21 protein-coding genes and 1 pseudogene are annotated in these 26,437 nt (G+C 52.6%); 9 read left to right on the top strand and 13 right to left on the bottom strand.

Annotated elements, in window-relative coordinates:
- Nucleotides 1-10 precede the first annotated feature (10 nt).
- The 5 genes from ubiE to argC all read right to left on the bottom strand — a co-directional run bounded on the left by ubiE (nt 11) and on the right by argC (nt 6,200).
- Complete coding sequence (gene ubiE / locus K6K13_RS04725) at nt 11-766, bottom strand: bifunctional demethylmenaquinone methyltransferase/2-methoxy-6-polyprenyl-1,4-benzoquinol methylase UbiE (RefSeq protein WP_222159756.1); 756 nt, start codon at nt 764-766, stop codon at nt 11-13.
- 386 nt (nt 767-1,152) lie between these two features.
- Nucleotides 1,153-2,703 carry a DNA recombination protein RmuC gene (rmuC, locus tag K6K13_RS04720; protein WP_222159755.1) on the bottom strand — a complete coding sequence of 517 codons (1,551 nt, stop codon included), beginning with the start codon at nt 2,701-2,703 and terminating at the stop codon, nt 1,153-1,155.
- 215 nt (nt 2,704-2,918) lie between these two features.
- Nucleotides 2,919-4,289 (bottom strand): argininosuccinate lyase, encoded by a 1,371-nt coding sequence (gene argH, locus K6K13_RS04715; protein WP_222159754.1) that lies wholly within the window; start codon nt 4,287-4,289, stop codon nt 2,919-2,921.
- 109 nt (nt 4,290-4,398) lie between these two features.
- A complete protein-coding gene (gene argB / locus K6K13_RS04710) occupies nt 4,399-5,172 on the bottom strand; it encodes an acetylglutamate kinase (RefSeq protein ID WP_222159753.1) in 774 nt (257 codons plus the stop codon).
- 23 nt (nt 5,173-5,195) lie between these two features.
- Complete coding sequence (gene argC / locus K6K13_RS04705) at nt 5,196-6,200, bottom strand: N-acetyl-gamma-glutamyl-phosphate reductase (RefSeq protein ID WP_222159752.1); 1,005 nt, start codon at nt 6,198-6,200, stop codon at nt 5,196-5,198.
- 271 nt (nt 6,201-6,471) lie between these two features.
- On the opposite strand from argC, the gene argE reads away from it, so the two are divergent.
- Together argE and ppc are read left to right on the top strand one after the other, a co-directional pair.
- Complete coding sequence (gene argE / locus K6K13_RS04700) at nt 6,472-7,620, top strand: acetylornithine deacetylase (protein ID WP_222159751.1); 1,149 nt, start codon at nt 6,472-6,474, stop codon at nt 7,618-7,620.
- A gap of 234 nt (nt 7,621-7,854) precedes the next feature.
- On the top strand, nt 7,855-10,503 hold the full coding sequence (gene ppc / locus K6K13_RS04695) for a phosphoenolpyruvate carboxylase (RefSeq protein WP_222159750.1): 2,649 nt from the start codon (nt 7,855-7,857) through the stop codon (nt 10,501-10,503).
- A 61-nt stretch (nt 10,504-10,564) separates the two neighbouring features.
- Here the strand turns inward: ppc and K6K13_RS04690 are convergent, their stop codons facing one another.
- Both K6K13_RS04690 and udp read right to left on the bottom strand, forming a co-directional pair.
- Nucleotides 10,565-11,350: a tyrosine-protein phosphatase gene (locus K6K13_RS04690; RefSeq protein WP_222159749.1), complete on the bottom strand. Its 786-nt coding sequence runs from the start codon at nt 11,348-11,350 to the stop codon at nt 10,565-10,567.
- A 29-nt stretch (nt 11,351-11,379) separates the two neighbouring features.
- Nucleotides 11,380-12,147 carry a uridine phosphorylase gene (gene udp / locus K6K13_RS04685; RefSeq protein WP_222159748.1) on the bottom strand — a complete coding sequence of 256 codons (768 nt, stop codon included), beginning with the start codon at nt 12,145-12,147 and terminating at the stop codon, nt 11,380-11,382.
- 218 nt (nt 12,148-12,365) lie between these two features.
- Between udp and K6K13_RS04680 the strand changes: the two genes are divergently transcribed.
- Entirely contained in the window at nt 12,366-13,148 is a 783-nt protein-coding gene (locus tag K6K13_RS04680) for a dienelactone hydrolase family protein (RefSeq protein ID WP_434064604.1), read from the top strand.
- A 52-nt stretch (nt 13,149-13,200) separates the two neighbouring features.
- Here the strand turns inward: K6K13_RS04680 and metE are convergent, their stop codons facing one another.
- Nucleotides 13,201-15,468 carry a 5-methyltetrahydropteroyltriglutamate--homocysteine S-methyltransferase gene (gene metE / locus K6K13_RS04675; protein WP_222159746.1) on the bottom strand — a complete coding sequence of 756 codons (2,268 nt, stop codon included), beginning with the start codon at nt 15,466-15,468 and terminating at the stop codon, nt 13,201-13,203.
- Nucleotides 15,469-15,571: 103 nt separating this feature from the next.
- Between metE and metR the strand changes: the two genes are divergently transcribed.
- Nucleotides 15,572-16,510: an HTH-type transcriptional regulator MetR gene (metR, locus tag K6K13_RS04670; protein WP_222159745.1), complete on the top strand. Its 939-nt coding sequence runs from the start codon at nt 15,572-15,574 to the stop codon at nt 16,508-16,510.
- Here metR and K6K13_RS04665 read toward each other — a convergent pair.
- The 3 genes and pseudogenes from K6K13_RS04665 to K6K13_RS04655 form a co-directional block, all read right to left on the bottom strand.
- Nucleotides 16,413-17,312, bottom strand: a complete 900-nt coding sequence (locus tag K6K13_RS04665; RefSeq protein ID WP_222159744.1) for a carboxylate/amino acid/amine transporter — start codon at nt 17,310-17,312, stop codon at nt 16,413-16,415. The two genes, metR and K6K13_RS04665, sit on opposite strands and share 98 nt — an antisense overlap.
- A 108-nt stretch (nt 17,313-17,420) precedes the next feature.
- Nucleotides 17,421-18,020 carry a lipid IV(A) palmitoyltransferase PagP gene (gene pagP, locus K6K13_RS04660; RefSeq protein WP_222159743.1) on the bottom strand — a complete coding sequence of 200 codons (600 nt, stop codon included), beginning with the start codon at nt 18,018-18,020 and terminating at the stop codon, nt 17,421-17,423.
- Between the two features lie 208 nt (nt 18,021-18,228).
- A pseudogene (locus tag K6K13_RS04655) lies at nt 18,229-18,968 on the bottom strand (IS5 family transposase).
- 242 nt (nt 18,969-19,210) lie between these two features.
- Here K6K13_RS04655 and K6K13_RS04650 point away from each other — a divergent pair.
- Nucleotides 19,211-19,408, top strand: coding sequence for a type II toxin-antitoxin system Phd/YefM family antitoxin (locus tag K6K13_RS04650; protein WP_222159742.1), 198 nt, complete (start codon nt 19,211-19,213; stop codon nt 19,406-19,408).
- A gap of 375 nt (nt 19,409-19,783) precedes the next feature.
- Nucleotides 19,784-20,674 (top strand): plasmid replication initiator RepA, encoded by an 891-nt coding sequence (repA, locus tag K6K13_RS04645; protein WP_222159741.1) that lies wholly within the window; start codon nt 19,784-19,786, stop codon nt 20,672-20,674.
- Between the two features lie 130 nt (nt 20,675-20,804).
- Here the strand turns inward: repA and K6K13_RS04640 are convergent, their stop codons facing one another.
- Nucleotides 20,805-23,813 (bottom strand): Tn3 family transposase, encoded by a 3,009-nt coding sequence (locus tag K6K13_RS04640; protein ID WP_222159712.1) that lies wholly within the window; start codon nt 23,811-23,813, stop codon nt 20,805-20,807.
- A gap of 160 nt (nt 23,814-23,973) precedes the next feature.
- Here K6K13_RS04640 and K6K13_RS04635 point away from each other — a divergent pair, with 160 nt between their 5' ends.
- The 3 genes from K6K13_RS04635 to K6K13_RS04625 all read left to right on the top strand — a co-directional run bounded on the left by K6K13_RS04635 (nt 23,974) and on the right by K6K13_RS04625 (nt 25,757).
- Nucleotides 23,974-24,531: a recombinase family protein gene (locus K6K13_RS04635; protein WP_222159713.1), complete on the top strand. Its 558-nt coding sequence runs from the start codon at nt 23,974-23,976 to the stop codon at nt 24,529-24,531.
- A 60-nt stretch (nt 24,532-24,591) separates the two neighbouring features.
- A complete protein-coding gene (locus K6K13_RS04630) occupies nt 24,592-24,753 on the top strand; it encodes a YnfU family zinc-binding protein (protein ID WP_222159714.1) in 162 nt (53 codons plus the stop codon).
- 146 nt (nt 24,754-24,899) lie between these two features.
- Nucleotides 24,900-25,757: a beta-1,6-N-acetylglucosaminyltransferase gene (locus K6K13_RS04625; protein ID WP_222159715.1), complete on the top strand. Its 858-nt coding sequence runs from the start codon at nt 24,900-24,902 to the stop codon at nt 25,755-25,757.
- A gap of 89 nt (nt 25,758-25,846) precedes the next feature.
- Here K6K13_RS04625 and K6K13_RS04620 read toward each other — a convergent pair whose 3' ends face one another.
- A complete protein-coding gene (locus K6K13_RS04620; RefSeq protein WP_222160961.1) occupies nt 25,847-26,080 on the bottom strand; it encodes a YnaE/YdfK family cold shock protein in 234 nt (77 codons plus the stop codon).
- Nucleotides 26,081-26,437 lie beyond the last annotated feature (357 nt).

The following is a 26,437-nucleotide window of genomic DNA, read 5'->3' as shown; positions in this document are numbered from 1 at the left end:
ATAAAACAACTTAAAATTTGAACCCACGGTGTAACGCGACAATGCCTCCCGTGAGGTTGAAGTAGTTTACACTGTCAAAGCCCGCATCCACCATCATGCCCTTCAGCGTTTCCTGGTCCGGATGCATGCGTATCGATTCCGCCAAATAACGGTAGCTGCCTGGATCTTTAGTCACCATATCGCCAATGCGCGGCAAAACATGGAATGAGTAGAAATCGTAGACTTTGCTGAGCGGTTTCAACATCGGTTTGGAAAACTCCAGCACCAACAAGCGTCCACCAGGCTTCAAAACGCGGAACATGGAGCGTAGCGCTTTGTCTTTATCCGTCACATTGCGTAAACCGAAAGAAATGGTGATGCAGTCAAAATAGTTATCCGGGAAGGGCAGCGCTTCCGCATTGGCCTGCACATAGCTGACGTTATCAATAATCCCCAGATTGCGGAGCTTTTCGCGCCCCACTTTCAGCATGGAAGCATTGATATCAGCCAGCACCACTTCGCCTGATTCGCCGACCAGGCGGGAGAATTTAGCGGTTAAATCCCCCGTCCCGCCCGCCAGATCCAGCACGCGCTGGTCGCGCCGGACGCCGCTGCACTCAATCGTAAACCGTTTCCAGGCACGATGAATCCCGAAGGACATCAAATCGTTCATCAGGTCATATTTTCCCGCTACCGAGTGAAATACCCCTGCTACCATGGCCTCTTTATCGTTTTTATCGACAGTACGAAAACCAAAATGCGTGGTTTTCTCCGGATCGTTCGTCATGTTCTTCGCCCTACTTTTCCAAATCAGAATTGTGGTCAATCCCCTTTGCGCACTATCGGCTCAACTCACCGCTCACATTGCGCTGTCGAGCGTTATGCGCAACACGAGCTTGGCGTGTCTGTGCGCGTTTCGCATCAACAATTGAAGAGGAACATCGAATTTTGAAACTACCCCTTAATGGGGAGAGTGTAACAGACCAGGCTTAAAAACCCACCGCTCTGATGCACTGAATAAAGTTGTATATCCTAAATAACTCGCGTGGCAGGAAGGCGGCAAGTGAGTGAATCCCGATGAGCTTACTCAAGTAAGTGATTCGGGTGAACGAGCGCAGCCAACGCACCTGCAACTTGAAGTTGCACGGATAAAACGCGAACATACGTGATGCATCACAGACGATCTGACATTTCTGTATCCGTGCCTTGCACGTGTTCCCCCCTAGGCGGGGTCTCTGTTTGAATCGTTTCAGACAGCGTTTCCAGACCGTCAGCCTCAGCAGAAAGCACCGCTTGCTCTGCCACGTTGGGGTTTATGGTACGCTTAACCTCAACGCCAAGGGAACGGAAACCTTCTACTTGGGCTATCAGATTACCGCGCCCGGAAGCCAGTTTGTTCATAGCCTGCCGATAGCTGGCCTGTGATTTATCCAGGCTTTGCCCTAACGCCGCCATGTCTTCCACAAAGAGACGCAGTTTGTCGTACAGGCGAGAGGCACGATCGGCGATCTGCTGCGCATTGCGGCTTTGCTGTTCATAACGCCACAGATTGGTGATGGTACGTAACGCGACGAGCAGCGTGGTAGGGCTTACCAACATGATGTTGTGTTGCAGGGCTTCACTGATCAATTCAGGATGGCGGTCGATAGCAACCAGAAAGGCAGGCTCGACGGGGATAAACATTAACACATAGTCCAACGAGCGCAGCCCCGGCAATTGCTGATAGTCCTTATGACTCAGCAGACGGATATGCCCGCGCACGGAGGCGATATGCTCGTTGAGTGCACTGGCACGTTCACCGTCGTCTTCACTGTTAAAGTAGCGCTCATAGGCCACCAGCGACATCTTGGCATCAATCACTACATCTTTGCCCTGCGGGAGGCGCACGATCACATCGGGCTGCATGCGCCCGTTTGCGCCCGTCTGAATACTGACCTGCGTTTGGTATTCATGGCCTTCACGCAACCCCGAGGCCTCAAGCACGCGTCCCAGCACCACTTCGCCCCAGTTCCCCTGGGTTTTATTATCGCCTTTCAGAGCCTTAGTCAGATTGACCGCTTCTCGCGCCATTTGCACGTTGAGTTGCTGCAACTGACGAATTTCATGCGCCAGCGTGTGGCGCTCACGCGCTTCACTGCCGAACCCCTCCTGAACCTGACGACGAAAGCCGTCCAACTGTTCCCGCAGTGGCGTCAGTAGTTTATCGAGGCTCTGTTGATTTTGCTCATCCACACGACGGCCGCTGTGCTCAAAAATCCGGTTAGCCAGATTTTCAAACTGCGTCGTCAGGCGTTGCTCGCTGTTGATTAACAGACGCTGTTTTTCCTCAGCGGCGAGGCGCGTCTCTTCCAGACGGATGGTCACTTCACGCAGTTCAGCTTCCTGCGCACCGTTGGCTTCGCGCAGCGCACGCAGTTCCTGGTTGAGTTGGTTGCACTCCTCTTGCAGACGGACCATAACCAGCAGTTTTTCCTGATGAGCGGTGAGTTTACCGTGCATCAGACGCAGCTCCATATCATCCTGACGTCGACGTTGCTCGTCCTTATCACGCCCGAGTTGAAGCTCGCGTACCGCGCTTTGCGCCTGCTGTAACGCTTGTTCTTGTATACGTTGTTCCGTTTCTTGCCGGGCGCGACGCTGCTGATAACGCAGGCTGGCAATGAGCCATCCCGCCAGCACCCCGACCGCCCCGCCGCTTACGCCGTAAAAGAGGGTGATATCCACGTCGTATTCCTTTCGTTATCGCCACTGTCCGTCAAGGTAAAGTGATACTGTATGTATGTCCAGAAAGAATAGCGCAGGCCAACGTAAAGCGGCATCGTTGTCGGCAGTGAAATGGTTAAAATGCGAGGCGTCTTGCGTTATGGCTTTCGGTGAGTGGCTGAATAAAAAAGGGCCGGCAATCCGGCCCTGATACAGGTGACAGAACGCTATCGCGATTACAGACGCCCTTTGGCATCGGTAATCGCCTGCGCCACCTGCCGTGGTGACACACCGCCTTTGGCCGCGCGTTTTTCCAGACAGGATTGCAGAGACAGGATGGGATAAACATCATCACCAATGGTGGCGCTGAATTTCTGCAAATCTGCCAGCGACAGTGCTTCCAGCGGCTTACCCTGCCGAATGGCTTCCACCACAGCTTCACCGACAATGTGGTGCGCTTCACGGAACGGAACGCCTTTTGCCACCAGATAGTCGGCCAGTTCAGTCGCATTCGCGTAGCCCTGCTGTGCCGCTTCCTGGCAGCGCGGACGGCGAACCTGAATGCCTTCCAACACCAGTGCCGCCATCATCAGACAGTCATGCCAGGTATCGAGCGCGTCGAACAGCCCTTCTTTGTCTTCCTGCATATCCTTGTTGTACGCCAACGGCAAGCCTTTGAGCGTCATCATCATGCCAGTCAGCGCGCCTTGCACCCGACCCGATTTACCGCGAATCAACTCCAGCGCATCCGGGTTTTTCTTCTGCGGCATCAGGGAGGAACCGGAAGTCACTCGATCGGACAGCTCAACGAACCCGGATTCACCGCTGTTGAAGAAAATCAGATCTTCAGCAAAGCGTGACAGGTGCACCATGCCAATCGAGGCATTAGAGAGCAGTTCCAGTACGTGGTCACGATCTGACACCGTATCCAGACTGTTACGCGTGGCAGACGCAAAACCTAACCAGCCCGCCAACTGCTCACGATCGATAGGATAGGCAGTGCCAGCCAACGCGCCGCAGCCCAATGGGCTGACATCAAGGCGTTTTAACGTATCTTCCAGGCGGCTTTCATCGCGTACCAACATTTCGTGGTAGGCCAGACACCAATGGGCAAAGGTCACCGGTTGAGCGCGCTGCAAATGGGTGTAGCCCGGCATCACCGCATCCTGATTCACTTCTGCGGTAGCCACTAACGCGGCGCGCAGTTGGCGTACCGCCAGTTGCAGTTCGCTGATTTGCGCTTTGCACCACAGTTTAAGATCGGTGGCGACCTGATCGTTACGGCTGCGGCCGGTGTGGAGCTTTTTGCCCAAATCGCCCACTTTGTCGATCAGCTTCTGCTCTACCCAGCTATGAATATCTTCAGCATCGCTTTGCAGAATCTGTTCTGGGTTGGCTTGCACCTCGGCCAGCAGCGCATTCAGCGCCTGCTCTAGCTGCTGCTGTTCCTGTTCGCTGAGTACATTGACCGTCACCAGCGCTTTTGACCAGCCGATAGAGCCGACGATATCTTGCTCCGCCAGACGGTAATCAAACCGCAGCGAGTCATTAAATTGTTTGAACCGCTGATCTGCCGCCTGACTGAAACGACCGCCCCACAACGCCATAACCGATACTCCCAAAATGTGCTTCAATGTCTTGTAACCATGCGGGCGGGCCCGCATGCTCGCTTCCGTTACCTTTCGACTAACGGAAATGCCTTACAGATTAACAGATTTACGCCAGAATCCGCGTGCCAATCGGCGTGCCGTTAAACAGCGCGGGCAGTTGATCGGCATGACGCCAACTGGCGATATCTACCGGGCGACCCAGCGCGCGAGCGGCATCCAGCGCCGCGTTGACTTTAACGATCATGCCGTCGGTAATAATCCCCTGCGCAATCAACTGTTCTGCTTTCTGCGCGGTCATTTCCGCAATACGTTGTCCCTTACCATCAAGGATACCACTCACGTCCGACAGCAGGATCAAATCGGCACCCAGCGTCTCTGCAAGCGCGGTTGCCGCCTGATCGGCGTTAACGTTCATCAAATCGCCTTGTTCGGTGATGCCGATGGAACTGACGATTGGCAGATACCCGGCGCTTAGCAGCGCATTGGGCAGGTCGGCGGAACCCGCCTGTGCTTTGCCGACGTAGCCGAGGGATTCATCCAACTGCGTTACCGTCGTCATGCCGCCATCCGCCAGACACAGACCCACCGCGTTGATAGCGTGTTTCTTCGCCCAGGCCAACAGCGTTTTATTGGCCGAACCCGCCAACGCACCGGTGATAATGTCGATCTGGTCCGCCGGTGTAACGCGCAGCCCGTTTTTCTTCACTACGGGTAGCGCCAGTTTTTTCATCAGGTCATCCACCAGGCAGCCGCCGCCGTGCACAATGACCAGCGGACGCTGGTATTGCTCACGATAGGCAACCAGCGCCGTAAACAGACGCTCCAGCGCTTCTTCGCTGTCCAGTAACACACCGCCCAGTTTGATAATTAACGGATTCATCGCTTTCGTGCCTCAGGATTATGTCAGAGCAAAGATTGGGTTTCAGGGAAACCAAAACGAATATTCAGGCACTGTACAGCTTGCGCCGCCGCACCTTTAAGCAGGTTGTCTTCCGTAGCGACCACAATCAGGTGCTCATCCTGTACGGAGAAACCGATATCGCAAAACGGCAAGCCAACAACCGATTTTAACGCCGGAACCCCTTTATCGTAGAGGCGCACCAGCGGTTTGTCGTGATAGGCGTTGTGGTAAGCTTCCGCCACATCCTGTGCGCTGACGCCCGGTTTCAGGCGGCAAGTAATGGTTGCCAGAATCCCACGCGCGAAATTCCCCAGATGCGGCGTGAAGATAACCGGGATGCCCAGGTGGGTCGCAATTTCGGGTTGGTGACGGTGATTGAACACACCATAGGGCTGCAAGCTCACTTCGCAGAAGCTGCTGGTGAGCGACGCTTTACGTCCGGCTCCACTCACACCGCTGACTGCATTGATAACCGGCCACTGGTCAGTGTTGAGCAATTGCGCATCCACCAGCGGTTTCAGTGCCAGCTGTGACGCCGTCGGGTAACAACCGGGGACAGCAATCAGCTGCGCTTGCTTAACGCGCTCTGCCTGAAACTCGGCCAGGCCATACACTGCCTGCGCCAGCCAGTCAGCGTGTTGATGCTCGAAACCGTAGTAACGGCGATAAAATTCAGCATCCTGCACGCGAAACGCGCCGGAGAGATCGAACACCACGCAGCCTGCGGCCAGGAACACCGGCGCAAGATCGTGGCTCACTTTGTGGTCGGTCGCCAGAAACACCACATCGATGCCTTTGGCGGCTTCAGCGGCATCCGTCAACGCCTGTACCGGCAAATCGATAATGCCTTTCAGTTGAGGGTGCAGGTCAGAAATGCGTTTGCCCGCATCAACGCTCTGCGCGGATACCGCAAGTGCGGTAAGGTTCATCTGAGGATGACGATTCAGATAGAGTGCAAGTTCAGCGCCAGTATAACCGCTTGCACCAACAATCAACGTATTCAGCATGGGATCTGCATACCTTCCACTAAAATGATGTAAACAATGCATCGTTAAAAACAGTGTCGTTAAAAACAATATCGTTCAAAGCAATGTCGTTAAAACAGGGTATCTACAAAACGCCAAACCCGCTAACGGTATTCGACCATTGCAGGTGTAGACTATCAGGTAATGTCTCATCCACGGGTTAGAAACAGTTTCCTTTCGCCACGCGTTATTGTATTTTTATTCAAAATAAATGCATGAATATTGATACTATCCTAACATAAGGCTGTCAACAGTGAAGATGAATTTACCCCCATTTATTGAGCTGTATCGGGCGTTGATCGCGACGCCTTCCATCAGCGCGACCGATCAGGCGCTCGATCAGAGCAATGAAGCATTAATCAATCTGCTCGCCGGATGGTTTGCTGATTTGGGCTTTCACGTTGAAGTGCAACCGGTGCCCGGTACGCGGCATAAATTCAATCTGCTGGCGCGCATTGGCCAAGGTCAAGGTGGCTTGCTGTTGGCCGGGCATACCGATACCGTACCGTTCGATGATGGCCGCTGGACGCGCGATCCCTTTACCCTGACGGAACACGATAACAAGCTCTACGGGCTGGGCACTGCGGATATGAAAGGCTTCTTCGCCTTTATTCTGGATGCCCTGCGCGATATCGACCCGGCAACGCTTGCCAAACCGATTTACGTGCTGGCGACGGCCGATGAAGAGACCACCATGGCAGGTGCCAAGTATTTCTCTGAATCTACGCAGATACGCCCGGACTGCGCCATCATCGGCGAACCAACCTCATTGCAACCGATTCGCGCCCACAAAGGTCATATGTCAAACGCGGTGCGGATTCAGGGACAATCCGGCCATTCCAGCGATCCTTCGCGCGGGGTAAATGCTATCGAACTGATGCACGATGCCATCTCCCACTTGATGGTGTTGCGCAATACGCTGCAAACCCGTTATCACAACGCAGCGTTCCATATCCCTTATCCGACCATGAATTTCGGCCATGTCCACGGTGGCGATGCGGCCAATCGCATCTGTGCCTGCTGTGAACTGCATATGGATATCCGCCCGCTCCCGGGATTAACGCTGAACGATTTAAACGGTCTGGTGACAGAAGCGCTGGCGCCGGTGAGCGAGCGTTGGCCAGGACGTGTGAGCGTCAGCGAACTGCACCCACCGATCCCCGGCTATGAGTGCCCGGTGGATCACGCCTTGGTGGGTGTGATTGAGAAATTGCTGGGTGTGCCCACGGATGTAGTGAACTATTGCACCGAAGCACCGTTTATCCAGACGCTGTGCCCGACGCTGGTGCTCGGCCCCGGTTCGATTGAACAGGCCCACCAGCCGGATGAATATCTCGACACCGCATTCATCGCCCCAACGCATAAATTGATCACCCAGATGGTGCAACATTTCTGCCGGTAAACGCAAAAAGAGGGGCGTGATAAGCGCCCCTAATCTGCGCACGGATGTAATTAAATTTCACCGATTGCCAATCCCACACGAAAGCAGGTACAACAACAGGGGGGTAAACTGGCAGGGTGATAAAACAACCAATCGTCAATTGACGAATCCCGCCGGGCGTGGCTAGATGAAGGTAGCGTTTTGCGTCTTTCTATGAAACAAACTTACAAAAAATAGAGATGGGTCAGGGTAAATATGAACGAACAATATTCCGCGATGCGAAGTAATGTGAGCATGCTGGGTAAACTTCTTGGTGACACCATCAAGGATGCATTAGGAGAGAGTATTCTTGATAAGGTCGAGACGATCCGTAAGCTGTCAAAATCGTCCCGCGCAGGCAATGAAAAGCACCGTCAGGAGCTGTTGAACACGCTGCAAAATCTTTCCAATGAGGAGTTGCTCCCGGTCGCTCGCGCCTTCAGCCAGTTTCTTAATCTGACCAACACCGCAGAGCAATATCACTCAATTTCTCCACACGGCGAAGCGGCCAGCAACCCGGAAATTTTATCTCAGGCGTTCGATCGTTTGAAGGCGCAGGCACACTTAAGCGAACGCGATATTCGTGACGCCGTGGAAACGCTCTCCATTGAATTGGTGCTGACCGCGCACCCGACAGAAATTACCCGTCGCACGCTGATTCATAAGCTGGTTGAAGTAAACACCTGCCTGAAACAGCTCGATCACAACGATCTGGCAGACTATGAGCGCAACCAGATCATGCGCCGCCTGCGTCAGTTGATCGCCCAGTCGTGGCATACGGATGAGATCCGTAAGATCCGCCCAACGCCCGTAGACGAAGCCAAATGGGGTTTCGCCGTGGTGGAAAACAGCCTGTGGGAAGGGGTTCCAGCCTTCTTGCGCGAGCTGGATGAGCAGTTGGAAAAATCGTTTGGTTTCCGCCTGCCAGTGGATTCTGTCCCCGTGCGCTTCACCTCCTGGATGGGCGGCGACCGCGATGGCAACCCGAACGTGACCGCCAAAATCACCCGTCACGTCCTGCTGCTAAGCCGTTGGAAAGCCGCAGACCTGTTTTTACGTGATATTCAGGTGCTGGTCTCCGAGCTTTCCATGTCGGAATGCACACCGGAGCTGCGTGAGCGCGCCGGTATCGCAGAAGGGGAAGAGGTTCAGGAACCCTACCGTGTTATTATGAAATCCCTGCGTGCGCAGCTTAACGCGACCCTGACTTACCTTGAGGGCAGCCTGAAAGGCGAGCGCACGCTGCGTCCACACGACCTGCTGGAACACAACGAACAGCTGTGGGAACCGCTGCACGCGTGCTACCAATCGCTGCATGCCTGTGGCATGGGCATTATCGCTGACGGCCAACTGCTCGATACCCTGCGCCGCGTGCGCTGTTTCGGCGTGCCGTTGGTGCGCATTGATGCGCGTCAGGAAAGCACACGTCACACCGAAGCGCTGGCGGAAATCACCCGCTACCTTGGTCTGGGCGACTACGAAAGCTGGTCTGAATCCGACAAGCAGGCGTTCCTGATTCGAGAATTAAGTTCCAAACGTCCGCTGTTGCCCCGTCAGTGGGAACCGAGCGCAGAAACCAAGGAAGTGCTGGATACTTGCCAGGTGATCGCCGAAGCGCCGCAGGGCTCTATCGCCGCGTACGTTATCTCCATGGCGCGCACGCCGTCCGACGTGCTGGCCGTGCATCTGCTGTTAAAAGAAGCGGGCTGCCCCTTCGCCTTGCCGGTTGCTCCGCTGTTTGAAACGCTGGATGACCTGAACAACGCCGACGATGTGATGAAGCAACTGCTGGGTATCGACTGGTATCGTGGCTTCATCCAGGGCAAGCAGATGGTGATGATCGGCTATTCCGACTCCGCCAAAGATGCGGGCGTGATGGCGGCATCCTGGGCGCAATACCGCGCACAGGATGCCCTGATCAAAACCTGCGAGAAAGCCGGCATTGCGCTTACGTTGTTCCACGGACGCGGTGGCTCCATCGGCCGCGGTGGCGCACCGGCTCACGCCGCCCTGCTGTCACAACCGCCGGGTAGCCTGAAAGGCGGCCTGCGCGTCACCGAACAGGGCGAAATGATCCGCTTCAAGTTCGGCTTACCGGAAGTGACCATCAGCAGTTTGTCGCTCTATACCGGTGCTATCCTTGAGGCCAACCTGCTGCCGCCGCCAGAACCGAAACCGGAATGGCACGACATCATGGATGAACTTTCTCGCGTGTCTTGCGATATGTATCGCGGTTATGTGCGTGAAAATCAGGACTTTGTGCCCTACTTCCACGCCGCAACGCCGGAGCTGGAACTGGGTAAACTGCCGCTCGGCTCACGTCCGGCCAAACGCCGTCCTAACGGTGGTGTAGAAAGCCTGCGCGCCATTCCGTGGATTTTTGCCTGGACGCAAAACCGCCTGATGCTGCCAGCCTGGTTGGGTGCGGGCGCTGCGTTGCAAAAGATCGTCGAAAACGGTCAGCAGAAAGCGCTGGAAACCATGTGCCGCGACTGGCCGTTCTTCTCCACGCGTATCGGGATGCTGGAAATGGTGTTCGCCAAAGCGGACCTGTGGCTGGCGGAATACTACGATCAGCGTCTGGTTGACGAAAAGCTGTGGCCGTTGGGCAAAGAGCTGCGCGACCAGTTGGCGGCAGATATCAACGTGGTGCTGCGGATTTCCAACGATGATCATCTGATGGCAGATTTGCCGTGGATTGCTGAATCTATCGCGCTGCGTAACGTTTATACCGACCCGTTAAACGTGCTGCAAGCCGAACTGTTACACCGTTCGCGTGAACAGGAGAACCCCAGCCCAGAAGTGGAACTGGCGCTGATGGTCACCATTGCCGGCGTAGCCGCCGGTATGCGTAACACAGGCTAACCGCAACGCGCATTATCTTCCCGCCTCGCACTGAGGCGGGATATCATCTTGCTTTACCTACCTAGTCAACCAGATACTTACGCTGCAACTGGTAGCGCGCGTCATCATCCAGCCCATAGTCCGTCGCCAGCCAACGGTTTATAGAACCATAGCGCGCTTTGATAGTTCGCAGGGCGGTCGCCAGAAAGGCTTCCTGAACCGAGAGCACAAAGGAGAATTGCGACAGCGCTTTCTCATTCAGCGTATCAGCCAGCGATGTCAGCAGTTGCTCGCGAAAAGGCGCAAGGGTGATGTCCGTAACCAGATAATCTTCCATCACCGTCTTTTCATCCACACCGAGCGCAAACAACACCAGAGCGGAGCCGATACCGGTACGATCTTTGCCGACAGCGCAATGCTGCACCAGTGCCCCTTCTTCTGGTCTCTGCAACAGAGCAACCAGTTGACGATAGGCAGGATTGTTGAAAGGCAAACGCCGATAGAGCTCCAGCATAAAGGCTTGTGAGTCAAACGCAGAAAGCTGATCTGATCCCAACGACTCCAGATTGGCCGTGACCTCGTGGCGAATCGGGTTGGCGGGGCACGTGTGATAATGCGCGCCTTCCCACAGAATATCGGGCTTGGCCGTCACTTCATCCGGGTCACGATAGTCAACCACGTGCGATACGGGAACACCGGCCAGGTGCTCACAGTCAGCCACACTGAGTTGATCCAACGAGCCTGCACGGAACAGTTTGCGTGGGCGAATACGTTGCCCATCTGCGGTATACAATCCCCCTAAATCACGGAAATTGATGCCGCATTCTAACGCAACCAAAGAAGGATGGCGTGGTGCTGATATTGTCATACAACTCCTTGCAATACGTGGCGGAAAACTCAGGCACTCAATAACCGGCGTGCTGCATCCAGCACCACCGTAACGGCAGCGGTTTCCGCCAGCTTCATCGTCGCGACATCCGGCGTTTCCTGCTGGGTACGGTTGACGATCACGCCTGCGACCATACCCGCCCGCAATCCCTGACTGGAACACATGGTAAGCAGCGTGGCCGATTCCATTTCATAATTCAGCACGCCCATGCTTTGCCACTCTTGCATCGAGCCTTGAAAACGCCGCACAACGCGCCCAGAGTAGGTATCGTAGCGCTCTTGGCCCGGGTAAAACGTATCCGAAGAGGCGGTCACGCCAATATGCAGTGGGAAACCGGAGGCCTTCGCGGCATCCACCAGCGCGGCGGTGCAGGCAAAATCCGCCACTGCCGGGTACTCCAGTGGCGCAAAGTGCAGGCTGGCACCGTCCAAACGCACAGCCGCCGTCGTCACCAGCACGTCCCCCACATTCATATCAGGCTGGATAGCCCCGGTGGTGCCCACGCGCAGAAAGGTTCTGACGCCTAATTGTGCCAGCTCTTCCACCGCGATGGAGGTCGAAGGGCCGCCAATGCCCGTGGAACAGATAACCACCGGTTGCCCTGCAAGCGTAGCACGCCAGGTGGTAAATTCACGGTGTGCGGCCAGAAACACAGGGTTATCCAGCTCACGCGCAATTTTTTCGACCCGCGCCGGATCGCCGGGCACAATGGCTAACGTCGCCCCTTGCAGCGCCTGTTTGGTTAACCCCAGGTGGAACACATCAGATTCAGACATACTCGTCTCCTCATCATGGGCAAGATAGTACCGTTTATTATCCTAGCGCATCAGTACCCTAACAGCAGTGATATATCTCACTACCAAAAGAAACCAATACAGTGGTATACACTTATAAATTGCGCGTTGTCACACCAATAATCCCTTTTAGGCTCAAGAGGAGAAAAACCATCATGAAAGTGGCCGAACCGCTGGAACTCCGACATACCGATCGGGCGATGACCCGTGCCGTTACGCCCCATGCCGAGTCGACGATCCTCACAGACAGCCAAGGGATTATCGCGGGTGAGACCACCATTCCGTCTCAAGGCGAACAGCTTCCCGCCTACCTCGCCAAGCCGGTATCCGGTGACGGACCTTACCTCATTATTCTGGTGGTTCAGGAAATTTTTGGGGTGCATCAGCATATTCAGGATGTCTGCCGTCGGCTGGCTAAACAGGGTTATCTGGCCATCGCGCCAGAACTGTATTTCCGTCAGGGCGATCCGCATCAGTATGATGATATCCCAACGTTGCTGAGCGAATTGGTCAGCAAGGTGCCGGATGCACAGGTGCTGTTGGATCTCGATCGCGCAACCAACTGGGCCGTGCGACAGGGTGGCGATGCCAACAAAATTGGCATTACCGGTTTCTGTTGGGGCGGACGCATCAGTTGGCTGTATGCGGCGCACAATCCGCAGTTGAAAGCCGCAGTTGCCTGGTACGGCAAATTTTCCGGTAACAAAACCCTGACCACACCGAAACACCCCATGGATATCGCCGCCGACCTCAGTGCGCCGGTGCTCGGTTTGTACGGCGCAGAAGATGGCAGTATCCCGCTCGATCAGGTCGAGCTGATGCGACAGGCGCTACGCGCTGCCAACGCCACGGCCGAGATTGTGGTGTATCCCGAGGCGGGACACGCTTTCCATGCAGATTATCGCCCCAGCTATCATCAAGCGTCCGCTCAGGATGGCTGGCAGCGTATGCTGGCGTGGTTTGCGCAGTATGGTGTGAAATAGGCAAAAAAAACGCAGGGAGAAACGCCCTGCGTTTGGTACCAATCTGGTGCGGTTAAGCGTTGGTTGTGCGTAAGCGCTGTGCCGCTTCGACCATGTTAGCCAGTGATTGACGCGTTTCCGGCCAGCCGCGCGTTTTCAGGCCGCAGTCCGGGTTGACCCACAGGCGCTCGGCGGGAATACGCTGTGATGCTTTACGCAACAGCGCTTCGATCCATTCCACGCTTGGAACGTTCGGTGAGTGGATATCGTACACGCCCGGCCCGATTTCATTCGGGTACTCGAACTCTTCGAACGATTCCAGCAACTCCATGTCGGAACGCGAGGTTTCAATGGTGATCACATCCGCATCCAGTGCCGCAATGGAGTCCATGATGTCGTTAAACTCGCAGTAACACATGTGAGTGTGAATCTGGGTATCATCTCGTACCACCGCCGCATTCAGACGGAATGCCTCAACGCCCCATGCCAGATAAGCCTGCCAGTCAGAACGGCGCAGCGGCAACCCTTCGCGCAGTGCCGGTTCATCAATCTGGATAATACCGATGCCTGCACTTTCCAAATCCGCCACTTCATCACGCAGTGCCAGTGCGATCTGCTTGGCGATAGTTTCGCGGCTGACATCTTCGCGTGGGAACGACCAGCACAGGATGGTCACCGGCCCGGTCAACATGCCTTTTACCGGCTTGTCGGTCAGGGATTGAGCATACTTGGCCCACTCGACCGTGATCGGTTCTGGGCGGCTGATATCACCGATGATCACCGGCGGCTTCACGCAGCGTGAACCGTAGCTCTGTACCCACCCGTTTTGAGTGAAGATAAAGCCGTCCAGGTGTTCACCAAAGTACTCGACCATGTCGTTACGTTCTGCTTCACCGTGCACCAGCACATCCAGCCCCAGACGCTCCTGCTCGACAATCGCCTGTTTGATATGCTCAGCGATGCCCGTGCGGTAGTTGTTGCCATCAAGGCGGCCTTGCTTGAAGTCCAGACGCAGGCCACGAATTTCCGTGGTTTGCGGGAATGAACCAATGGTGGTCGTCGGCCAGTCGGGCAGGTTGAAACGTGCACGCTGTGCCTCGGCGCGTACCGGATAGGCGTGTTGACGCTGGCTGTCCTGCGCGGTGATCGCCGCCAGACGCTGAGTCACTGCCGCATTGTTAACGCGCGTTGAGGTGCTACGCGCCCGAATCGGTGCGCTGTATTCCACCAGAGCAGCACTCTCGCCGCTGTTCAGCGCCGCCGTCAGCAGTGACAGTTCAGCACACTTCTGCAAGGCGAAGGCGAACCAGCTTTTCACTTCGTCATCCAGACGCGTTTCCACGCTCAGATCGATCGGGCTGTGCAGCAGAGAACAGGAAGAACCGATCCACAGCTGACGCTGCCCCACCAGCGGTTGCAGGCGTTCAAACCAGGTGCTGAGATCCGCACGCCACACGTTACGGCCGTTAATCACACCCAGTGACACCAGCCAATCAGCCGGCAGTTGCGCCAGCAGCGCAGCGGCATCATCTTTGCCGTGCACCAGATCCACATGCAGCCCTTGTACCGGCAGCGCACGGAGGGTATCCAGGTTATGGCCGATGCTGTCAAAATAAGTGGTCAGCAGCAGTTTGACTGAGCCCTGCAACGCATCGTAAGCCGGTTTAAAGGCATCCAGCCACGCTTGCGGCAGTTCCAGCACCAGTGCAGGTTCATCGATCTGTACCCACTCGATACCCCGTTTTGCCAGCTCTGCCAGCACCTGTTGATACACGGGCAGAATGTCTTTCAGCAGGGAGAGACGATCGAACGCATCACCCTTCACTTTACCCAGCCACAGGTAGGTCACCGGCCCCAGCAGCACAGGTTTGACCTTGTGGCCCAGCGCCAGCGCTTCGTCCACTTCGTCGAGCAGTTGGGTCCAGGTCAGGGAAAAACGCTGTCCCTGAGTGAATTCAGGCACCATGTAGTGGTAGTTGGTGTTAAACCATTTGGTCATCTCTGCGGCGGCCGCCGGTTCGCCCGTCGGCGCACGGCCACGACCAATGCGGAACAGCGTATCGATATCAACCTTGCCATCGGCATTTTGGTGACGCGCAGGCACGTTCCCCAGCAGCAGGCTGGTGGTCAGCACGTGATCGTACCAGGCAAAATCACCCACCGGCAGCAGGTCAACGCCCGCCTCTTTCTGCTGTTGCCAGTGACGTGCCCGCAGCGATTTGCCCACTTCCAGCAGTTCAGCCTGAGTAAGGTTGCCTGCCCAATAGCCTTCTTGCGCTTTTTTCAGTTCACGGCGCAGTCCGACGCGCGGAAAACCCAGTGTGTGATTTAAAATTGCCATCGTTGATCCTCATTTAGCCGTCCAGATGTTTACACATCCATAATCAACAGGTACTGTATAATGCACAAGCGCAAATTATTCACTGTCATTGTGAAGGACTCTCATGATCGAACTGAAACACTTACGGACACTGCAAGCATTACGCGGCACAGGCTCGCTGGCCGCCGCCGCCGCGCAGCTTCACCAGACGCAATCGGCGCTTTCCCACCAGTTCAGTGAGCTGGAGCAGCGTCTGGGTTTTCGGCTGTTTGTCCGTAAGAGCCAACCGCTGCGCTTTACCCCTCAGGGGGAAATCCTGCTGCAATTGGCCGATCAGGTGTTGCCCCAGATTCAACAGGCATTGCAGGCATGCAACGAACCGCATCAGACCACGCTGCGTCTGGCGATTGAGTGCCATAGCTGTATTCAGTGGCTGACGCCCGCGCTGGAGCATTTCCACAGCCAATGGCCACAGGTGAACATGGATTTCAAATCCGGTGTCACCTTTGATCCCCAACCGGCACTGCAACAGGGAGAGCTGGACCTGGTGATGACATCGGACATTTTGCCGCGCAGTGGATTGCACTATTCACCGATGTTTGATTTTGAAGTGAGATTGGTGCTGGCGCCGGACCATGCATTAGCGAATAAAGAGACTGTCTCACCGGAGGATCTCGCCAGTGAGATCCTGATGATCTATCCGGTTCAGCGCCAGCGCCTGGACATCTGGCGTCATTTCCTGCAACCGGCAGGCGTCAGCCCAACGCTAAAGAGCGTGGATAACACCCTGTTGCTGATTCAGATGGTGGCGGCACGCATGGGAATTGCCGCGCTGCCACACTGGGTAGTGGAAAGTTTTGAACGTCAGGGATTGGTGGTGACCAAAACGCTGGGCGAGGGGCTGTGGAGCCGACTGTACGCTGCGGTACGCGATGGAGAGCAGCGCCAGCCGGTGCTTGAAGCCTTTATTCGTTCTGCCCGCCAGCACGCGTGTTCGCATCTGCCGTTCGTGCGGGATGCTGCACGACCCTGCGCTGGTGTACCCACAAAGCCGCAAGGATAATCAGCGAACCCAGAGCGAAGCGCCCCCAGTCGGGCGTCTTTTGCCAGAAGAGGAAGTTAACCAGCAGTCCGGCAGGGACGTGAAAGTTGTTCATGATGCTCAGCGTACCCGCATCCACCTTGGTAGCACCGTAGTTCCACATGAAATAGCCCAGGCCGGAGACAATCGCGCCCAGGAAAACCAACACGCCCCACTGTATCGGGGCAGTGGGTAGCTTGGTGAGGTTGCCAAACAGTCCCCACGCCACCAGCGTCACCAATCCCGCTCCCAGATAAAACCAGGAAAACGCACTGTGCTGCGGCATTGGGTGCAGTTCCATCAGGCGTTTATAGCCCACTTGCCCTGCGGCGAAGCAAATATTGGCAGCCTGAATCAGCAGAAAACCATGCCAAAAATGCGCGCTGACGCCATGATAGTGGATGACTACGGCCCCCAATACCGCCAGCAACGCGCTAAAGGCATAGCCCCAGCGCAAGCGCCGTCCGCTAATCACATCGTAAATCAATGTGACGTACAGCGGCGTCATCACCGAAAACAGCAGCAGGGTCGGAACATCGAGATAGAGATAACTACGGAACAGCAGCAGGTACATCACGCCGAGTTGGATCACGCCAATCAGCAAATACAGTCCCAATACCTTGGCTGAATAACCACGCCAACGCAGGAACGGCAGAAAAACCACGGCGGCCAGCACTAAACGAAACATGGCAGAGAACCAGCTATCGACCTGCCCCGCCAGAAATTCGCCAATCAGGCTAAATGAAAATGCCCACAGAATGGTGGTAATGACCAGTAGTAACACGCTGACACCCTAGCAAAAAACGATAAGGCACCATTGTACCGCATTGGCTGCATAATCCTCGACCAATGCGGTTTACATTTGGTTTACATTTGGTTTATATACGAACAATCAGATTTGCCAGCGCAGCCAGGCAAAAAAGACGTTGCCGTTGTTGTAGGTACCTGGAATGTAAGTCGCCTGAAATGAAAGACGCTGATAGTTCACCGAAACCAGCGGCAATAACACCGGGATCGGGACATAGTGCCAGTTGTCCCGCATGGTGACGCCAGCGGTGAAGCCAGCACCCAATTGAAAATCCGGGTTGGTGGTCGGCGTCCAGCGTTTCTCAAAGCCATAACCGCCGATCGGCTCCCATTTGTTAAAGGAGTCTTTGAACGCCATCAGATAGAGGCCATGCCAATCACCGTCGGCATCCAGCCGCGACACACCATAGCCCGCGCCCCAAGGGCGTTCATTGTACTTGTCGGTTTTCTCTTTGTCGTAAGTCCAGCGGTTATGCCAGGTGATAGCCGGGATATACAGTTCCTGACTTGACGAGTTCGACCAGGTTTCTGATAGATTAAATTTGGCTTTTTGCCACCAACTGCCCTGGCCACTGCTCTGCACAGTCCCCTTCGACATGTCCACGGGGAAATCCGTTGAGGCAGCGAGGGAAGGAAGTGAAAACAGAAAAGGGAAAAGGGTAAATATCACACGTCTCAGATACATCTTTGCTTCTCGTAAACCATCAATGTTGTTGCGAGACTTGAACCGTCACATGACAGGGAAAGTCTGGTCTAGGGAAACAGGCCGCGGGGAGAAGTCTGTCCAAAGCGGTATTATGACGGATTGACACACCCTATTGCGTGTAATTGTCGGTGAAGCGGCAATATTTGAGATATTTCTTATAAGAAAATATCCTAGGGGCTGTTGACAATTAACACAGCCAGACGAATGCAGCAGCGAGCGCAACGAATGATGCGAAGCGTTTTGAGAGTTTGTCGAAGCGTGTAGCTACGCGTCGAAATTGCTTGATACGGCAAAAGAAACGTTCGATCAAATTGCGTGAAGCGTAAAGATGTTTGTCCAGTGGGCGTTGCTCACGGCGATTCTCTTTGCTGGGGATGACAGCCTGAATGCCTACCGACTCCAGATATTGTAGAATCACATTCGTATCGTAGGCTTTGTCTGCAGCCAAGCTTGAAGGTTTCAATTCACCAAGTAAAGGCAATGCTTCTCTGGTGTCGCTCTTTTGACCACCAGTCAAACTAAAACGGGCAAGCATGCCCAGCCCATCAACCAGAGCGTGAATCTTGGTTGTCAATCCCCCGCGAGAACGACCAATCGACTGGTCACCGTTTTTTTGGGAGCGCCCGCTGCATGCTGATGAACCCGTACGATAGTGCTGTCGATGAAGATTTCCTCGAAATCGGCATCGCCCGCAAGTTCAGCAAAAACGGAATGCCATATTTCTGCCCGTGACCATCTGGCAAAGCGTTTGTACACACAGTTCCAGAGTCCGAAATCGGGTGGTAAATCTCTCCATGGGCTTCCAGTTCGGGCGATCCATAAAACCGCTTCGACAAAAAGCCGATTATCTGCTGCTGTTCGTCCCGGCTCCGAATCCTTTCCCGGCAAAAACGGGCTAATCCGTTCGTATTGGTCATCACTGAGCATCAATCTTGGCATTCTGCTTTTCCAAAAAAGACAGAATGTAAACAGATTCTTTTACAAAAAAACAGGTTCTTGGCGATGATTGTCAACAGGCCCTAGTTCTGAAGCCAGGCATCGACTTGATTTTTTTGTGATCGAGATCGTGTACTTTCCTGCGTACAGATCACGTACTTTTATTTGTACTTGATCACGTATGATTTTGTGCCTATGATTGGTTCAAAGGTTGTGATTAGAGGAATTTACACATGACTCAAGTAATCCATAGCGGCAGGGTTATCAGCATCACTGAATTCAGGAAAAACCCGGTTGAGTGTGTCAATTCTGGCAAAGGCGCTCTGGCTATCATGAGCCGTAACTACCCCGCCTTTTACTGTGTTTCAGCAGAAGAATTTGGAAAACTTTTAGAACTGGCCGAGATAGGTAAAAAGTCTCAAGCTAACTAATGTGACTGCCTGATTTGGCAGTTTTTTAATCTACATTTTCCTTAGATTTATGATTCATGAGTCTAATGAAAATTGAGATTTGTTCATATAGAACAAATTGTTAGGGTGAATCTCATTGTAAGCGCGGTTTGATCGTCACAATTGAACGTGCTAGATTAGGCTGGCTTATGCATTGTTACGGGTAGGACGTTCCCGGTAATAGCGTCTAGGGATGGGGGAATAGGCAAATGCCGAACCCCTGAATGCAAGAACCCCCCGAAATCATCTCGAATCTTGGCGGAGCCGAATGATATCAGGGGGTCGTAAAGCAGGCGCTGGCCTGAGAAGGATTATAGCAAATGTATAATCACTTACAACCCCCCTACTCCGCCATAAGTGCGGGCGGGCGTGACTGAACAATCAATTACGTCTGTTAGTCATTACAAACAGGTCAAAAACCCTAATCCGAAATTTGTCGAACCTGACGATAAACGGACACTCCCGTTTTGTCGGAAACTGATGGACAAAGCACAGGGATTCACTGAGCGTTTCGACTTCCTTATGCACGTTGCATTTTCGCGTTCATTAGGTAAACGCCAGCGCAAGCCAGCCCCTTTACGCTGCAAAGCAATCAATGCCCTACTCCAGGGGATGTGTTTTCACTATGATCCTCTCGCCGGTGAACGTGGACGTGTCCAGTGTTCAGTGACAACTCTCGCTATTGAATGCGATCTGGCTACGGAATCTAACCGTGGAAATTTATCCATAACCCGTGTTACCCGTGCGTTAGAGTCTTTAGACAAGGATTTTGGCATGATCTCCTATGATACTGAGTTTTTGGCAGAACTTGGCTGTAATGCCCCGTCGAACATTCAGTTCACTCCCGCGTTATTTGAAGCCTTAGACGTATCAATGCAGTCTCTGGAAGCTGCGCGAAACAGTCGCGCCGAGTGGCAGAATAAGCAACGCGAGAAGAAGGGTTTGCTGCGGCTTGACTTAGAAGAGCTGGCTAACCGCGCCTTCAGCTATGTGCGAAGCAAATTCCGTGAGTATCACCGCGAACGTCGCGAGCATGGGCTTAAAAGAGCCAGGGCAAAGCGTGATGCGGAACGCAGTCGAAAAGATATTGAGCTATTGGTTAAACGTGAATTGACGCGAGAAATTGCAGATGGTCGATTCCCGGCGGATAAGCTAGCCGTATTTAATGAAGTCCAGCGACGTACTAGCGAACGTACTATCATGGCCAGAGGCAATTATAGCCGCCTTGCCCCCCCCAATTTTGTTTGATTAACTTCCCTGCCCTCCGGTTGACGCCGGAGAATTTTGCTCGCCCTGAAGCATCCAGCGCTCATTTTTTAATCATCACAACCAGCATTCAGGCATCTGGGTCTGAGGTCCAATCGTGTAAAAAACCACGTTAAGAAGATAATTCATTGTTTAAATTGAAATTTAATGACCTCAATTCTCCCTTCAAAATATCTTCCGGCAGGGTAAACGTATAGTGCCCCAGCATGTTGATATGACCGTGCATCAGTGGCGAAAGCCGGGCAATATGCTCATCCTCTGGCGTCTCGCCTGTTGAGCGAAGGTGTGAAAGCGCCTCCTGCATATAAAGAGAATTCCACAGTACTACTGCATTAGTGACCAGACCAAGGGCACCCAACTGATCTTCCTGCCCTTCACGGTAGCGCTTTCTGATCTCTCCACGCTGACCATAACAGATGGCTCTGGCTACAGCATGACGGCTCTCTCCCCGGTTGAGTTGGGTCAGGATACGACGACGATAATCCTCATCATCAATATAATTAAGCAGATACAACGTCTTGTTGACTCGTCCAACCTCCATGATGGCCTGAGCCAGCCCTGACGGGCGGGTACTCCTGAGCAGGGAACGGATAAGTTCCGAAGCATGGATCGTGCCCAGTTTGAGGGAGCCGGACGCCCGCATCATTTCATCCCAGTGGCTTTCAATCTTTGGCAGCGCCACACATCCCCGAGCCAGTTCATCCAGTACACCGTAATGGGAATTTTTGTCTATCCGCCAGAATACGGCCTCACCGGCATCCGCCAGCCGGGGCGAAAACTGATACCCCAGTAGCCAGAACAGGCCAAATATAATGTCGCTGGCTCCGGCCGTGTCTGTCATTATCTCTACCGGATTCAGGCCGGTCTGTTGTTCCAGTAGCCCTTCCAGGACAAAGATAGAATCCCTCAGCGTCCCGGGGATAACGATACCGTGGAATCCGGAATACTGATCGGAAACGAAGTTGTACCAGGTGATACCGCGTCCGGAACCAAAGTATTTTCTGTTAGGGCCTGAATTGACGGTTTTCACCGGGGTGACAAATCGCATACCATCCGCTGAAGCTACCTCGCCGCCGCCCCAGTGGCTGGCAAGCTCCAGCGTGGACTGAAAATCAACCAGCCGGGCATTAGCGCTGACCAGCGTTTCTGCCCGGAGGTAATTCTGTTTCACCCAGCTGAGACGGTGGCGAGTCAGTGCCGGGATATTGTGCTTTATCAGCGGTTCATGCCCGATATTACAGGCCTCAGCCAGCAATACGGCACACAGGCTGACGTTAAGATCCTTTGCTCTCGCTTCAGATTCACTGACGTGCGTAAACTCACGGGTAAAACCAGTTCTGGCGTCGATTTCAAGCAACAGCTCAGTTAAATCCACCGGGGGAAGGAGCTGTTTCACCCGGCTGCTGAGTTGTGTCAGCGCGGATGGCTCATTGAGTTTTTCCAGACTGCCGATAGTCAGGGAGGGATATTTGCCTTCATGGCACATACCTACAGCATCATTGCTGTGAAAGCGTGCGGACACGGCTTTCCAGGTCTCATCCAGCTGGTTCGCCATCTGCTCCGTGGCTTTTCTGCCATCGGTGGGGTGCCCCAGCGCACGACAGACTGCGACACGTTGAGCCTGCCACTCTTTGCCATGAAGCAGCTTCTGACGCGGATCGCCCCAGCGCTCGCTGTTTTCCAGCCAGATATCACGACGCCGCAAGGCATCCTGAAGACGCTCCAGCAGGCACAGTGAGTAACCAGCGCGTTGTATCCGGCCCTCCGCATCGTATACGAGGCGTTTCCAGGGGCCAGTGATGATATGCTCAGGCGCATCATCGAGGATGCGCTTTTTCGAGCCGATCAGTTCTGCCAGGTAATGGATTGCGGCCAGGGGATGCTCACCGTCGGGCGCAGAGCTAAAGTGCAGGTCGCGCAGTAGCGCGGGAAGGAAACGCTTTACTCGTCCGTACTGCTCCACCATTTCATCCTGAAAATTCGTGTCCTGCGGACGGGCCAGCTCGTTAACTTTATCAACAGACTCCGCAAGCCTGGCGACCGGAACGCTTTTGAATATGGTCTTTCGCAACGTACTTTCGTCAGTATTTTCATCAAGCAAAAGCGCACAGGCCCGCGCCAGCAGCAGTGCTGCCCGATCGAGATCTTTCAACGTCCTGAGCCGCTTTTTCTGTCCCGTTTTCTTCGCCTCGCGGGCGATGTCCAGGATCAGCATATCAAGCACATCGACGGCGTCATCCAGCGCGGATATTTCCTGCGCTTTAACAAATGCGGTCAGAACCGCCAGCCGCCGCACCTCAGGCATTCTGGCGATATACTTGGCTGACGTCATTCCTGCGTAGCGGGCCAGGTTACGTAATTGTATGGCCGGGAGGCCACTGAAATTCAGCCGTGAAAACTCCAGGTTTCTCAGTCGGGTATAGCGTTCCAGCGCTTCTGTAAAAGACGGGCCGCTGACCGCCACAGGACCTTTACGTAGCTGCTCCATAACCGACACCCGCTGCCCCTCGGGGACCTCAAGTAAACACGCCAGTTGTGCTGTCTGCCAGCTGTCAGGCAGCGATGCCAGTTTTCGCCACAGGCGACGATTTGCCCGCTCCCGTATTTCACCAATAATTCTTGTCAGCGTGGAGGCAGCTGGCAGTAACACTTTGTACTGAAGTAACCATGCTGTCGCAAAATCAAACATCAGACCGGGCCGTTCATTGCTGAGCCAGACGCGGACATACAGAAGACGTTTCAGCCTGAATGTCCAGGGGAAATCACCAAAATCATGATAGCCGTAGTGCTGCCTGATCAGGGCATGGTGTTCCCAGCGTGTATTATCCCTCTGTGCGTAACGGGAAAGGATTTCCGGGCGGGGAATGCCTAATTGCGCTGCCACATAGAATCGTACCCCGTCAGGGATCTGCATGAGATCATGCAGAAACGTTCCCAGAAAACGGGCGGTGGTGAGCTGAAGGGCAATTCCAAGGCGGTTATGTCTGCCCCGGCGCTGATTAACGAAATCCAGATCGCACTCATCAAGATGAAAATACCTCGCCAGCTGAACCTCATTTGGCTCGGCGGCATAACAACCATAGCTCTGGACCTGGCTGTCGGTCAGAAAATCAACACTCATCCGCAAATCCCTTTTTCGTTCATTATTCCATAATATTTTTGATGGTATCAGATATTATAAATTTTGAGACTGCTCAAAATGGCTTCAAACATGAGTATCAAAAATCGCGATTTATACTTTATGATACTATGCAGTATTAATATCGATTTGTGAGACCAATATGGCATTACTGGGATATGCAAGAGTATCAACCAGCCATCAGAAACTGACGTTGCAGATCTCTGGGCTGAAATCTGTAGGTGTCAGGGATGACAGAATTTTTACTGACATGATGTCGGGAGCCACGGACGAACGTGAAGGGCTACAACGGTTGCTTGCCCGTGCGGAAAAAGACGACATCATCATTTGTACAAAAATGGATCGGCTTGGCCGCAATACAGCGGACATGATCCACATTGTTGACGTTTGCTATAAAAAGGGGATCGCTATTCGTTTTCTGGATAATGGTCTCAGTACTGAAGGGACTATGGGTAAAATGGTTATACAGATACTTGCGGCCGTAGCAGAAGCAGAGCGAGAGCGTATTTTGGAGCGAACTAATGATGGTCGGGTAGCTGCCATGGCTGCGGGGATTAAATTTGGTCGCAAGCCCCATCAAAAATCGGCAATGGCACAGGAGCTTATCCAGCAGAAGATACCAGGTAAAGGTGTGATGGAGAAAACTGGAATTTCCCAGGCTACCTATTATCGCCTAAAAAGGCTTAAAGAGAACAAATAGTAAGCTATTCGGAATGTTTAAGCGTACACTGAGATCCAACGTCTCTGCTGGATAAAAGATATGTCTATATTTGATAGCTTTAAGATGTTTCGTGACAAATCAGTAGATGTCACATGTCCTAAATGTTCTCGCATAGCTCAACAGCATACTCATAAATTAAGAAAAAAAATGACGATGGTCTGTCCTCATTGTGGGCATTATTTTCGGGGTGGGGAAGATTAGAGATGATGTGCATATTTATGAGCAATAGTTGAGTGCTATTTGAAGCTAAATATTTCTTTTCCATTTAACCAAGCGTACTCTAATTATTAATATTGCATATGTTATTTTCATGAGTGCATTGTGATTAATTTATGAGGGGGTTCTACATGATTGCATATTTCATGCTGATTCATCGTTATCCGAAACAATTCAAGAGATTATTTAAATCTATTTATCATGAAAAAAATTATTATATAATACATATTGATAAACGTGCCGGTAGAAAAATATTTGATGAAATAGATTTATTTTTGGGTGATTATGAAAATGCATCAATATTAGAAAGCAAAGAAGCTATATGGGGAGGGTATAGTTTGGTTGATGCCCAGTTGCGTGGTATTGAAAAGCTTGTAACCAGTGGTGGAACATGGGACTATTTCATAAATCTAAGCGGTCAGGATTTTCCATTAAAAAGTCAGGAATTTATTATGGAGTATCTTAGTGCATTTGATTGCTGCGAATTTATAAAAGTAGTTAATCAAAATTTGATTAGACCAGAAACCATGCACAGAATAAAAGACTATGTAGAGGAGATAGATGGTGAGTTGGTAATATCTACTACATCTAACAGAGATTTTTTGACAGGGGTTACGCCATATATAGGTAATCAGTGGATGATACTAAGTAAGGATTTTTGCGAATTTATTACCTATAGTCCAGAACTGGCAGTTTTTAAAGAATTTTATCGCAATACATTAATTGCAGATGAAAGTTTTTTTCAGACTGTATTGATGAATACTACATTTAAATCCAGAATAATTTATGATGATAAAAGAGAAATTGACTGGATTGAGTCAAGTGATATTAAGTTGCGCCCTCGTGATTTCTTGACTAATGATTCGAAAATGCTATTAAATAGTAAGAATTTATTTGCCAGGAAATTTGATGAGAATATAGATGGCGGCATTCTCACTATACTTGAACGCAGCATTAAGCCGTCTGTCATTAGCGCTATATTATATTGAGAGTCTTTATCTCATTCCAACCAGTCACTGTAAATGACTGGTAAATAATGGGTTAGAGTAAGCTTTCGCACTGCTGACCCTGGAACCAATTAAAGTCTGCCGTTAATACGTTGATTGTCTCTGAGTACATCAATTGCGGTCTGCATCGCAACTTTATTATCTCTTCTTTTTTGCTTTTTCTGCATCACCTGCAGATATTCGAGCAGCGTCCGGGTATTAATCGCTCTGCCCTGTTTACCAACAACCAGCACGGCTTCACCAAGGATGATTTTCACTGGAGGCAATTGAGCCGGGTACCAGTCGAGGGTGTCTTCTGATTTCATCATTAATTTCTCATGGAAGGGCATTCTATCACAGATAAGGTTTTTATGCCTGAACTGAAATTACCATCATCCCTTGTTCGATTAAGTAAAGGAATTCATTGCTATTTTTTACCGTTCAGCAAAATATGCCGCCTCTAGGCAATACTGGCACCAATTGAAAGAGTAAACAAAACCTGTCTTCTTTATTATCTCTAAATATGTTCAAGAAATGCACTTAGCGTAAGTTATCATTTCGTTGGATTTTCCTCACATAAAACTAAATTTTTCAGGTGGTTAATTGCTTAACGTGGTTTTTTACACGAGTGGACCTCAAACCCCGGTACCAGTCGAGGGTGTCTTCTGATTTCATCATTAATT

The sequence above is a fragment of the Symbiopectobacterium purcellii genome, from assembly GCF_019797845.1.
In the GTDB taxonomy this organism is placed as follows: domain Bacteria; phylum Pseudomonadota; class Gammaproteobacteria; order Enterobacterales; family Enterobacteriaceae; genus Symbiopectobacterium; species Symbiopectobacterium purcellii.
The sequence above is the reverse complement of the archived record's forward strand: the minus strand, read 5'-3'. Positions and strand labels throughout refer to the sequence as shown.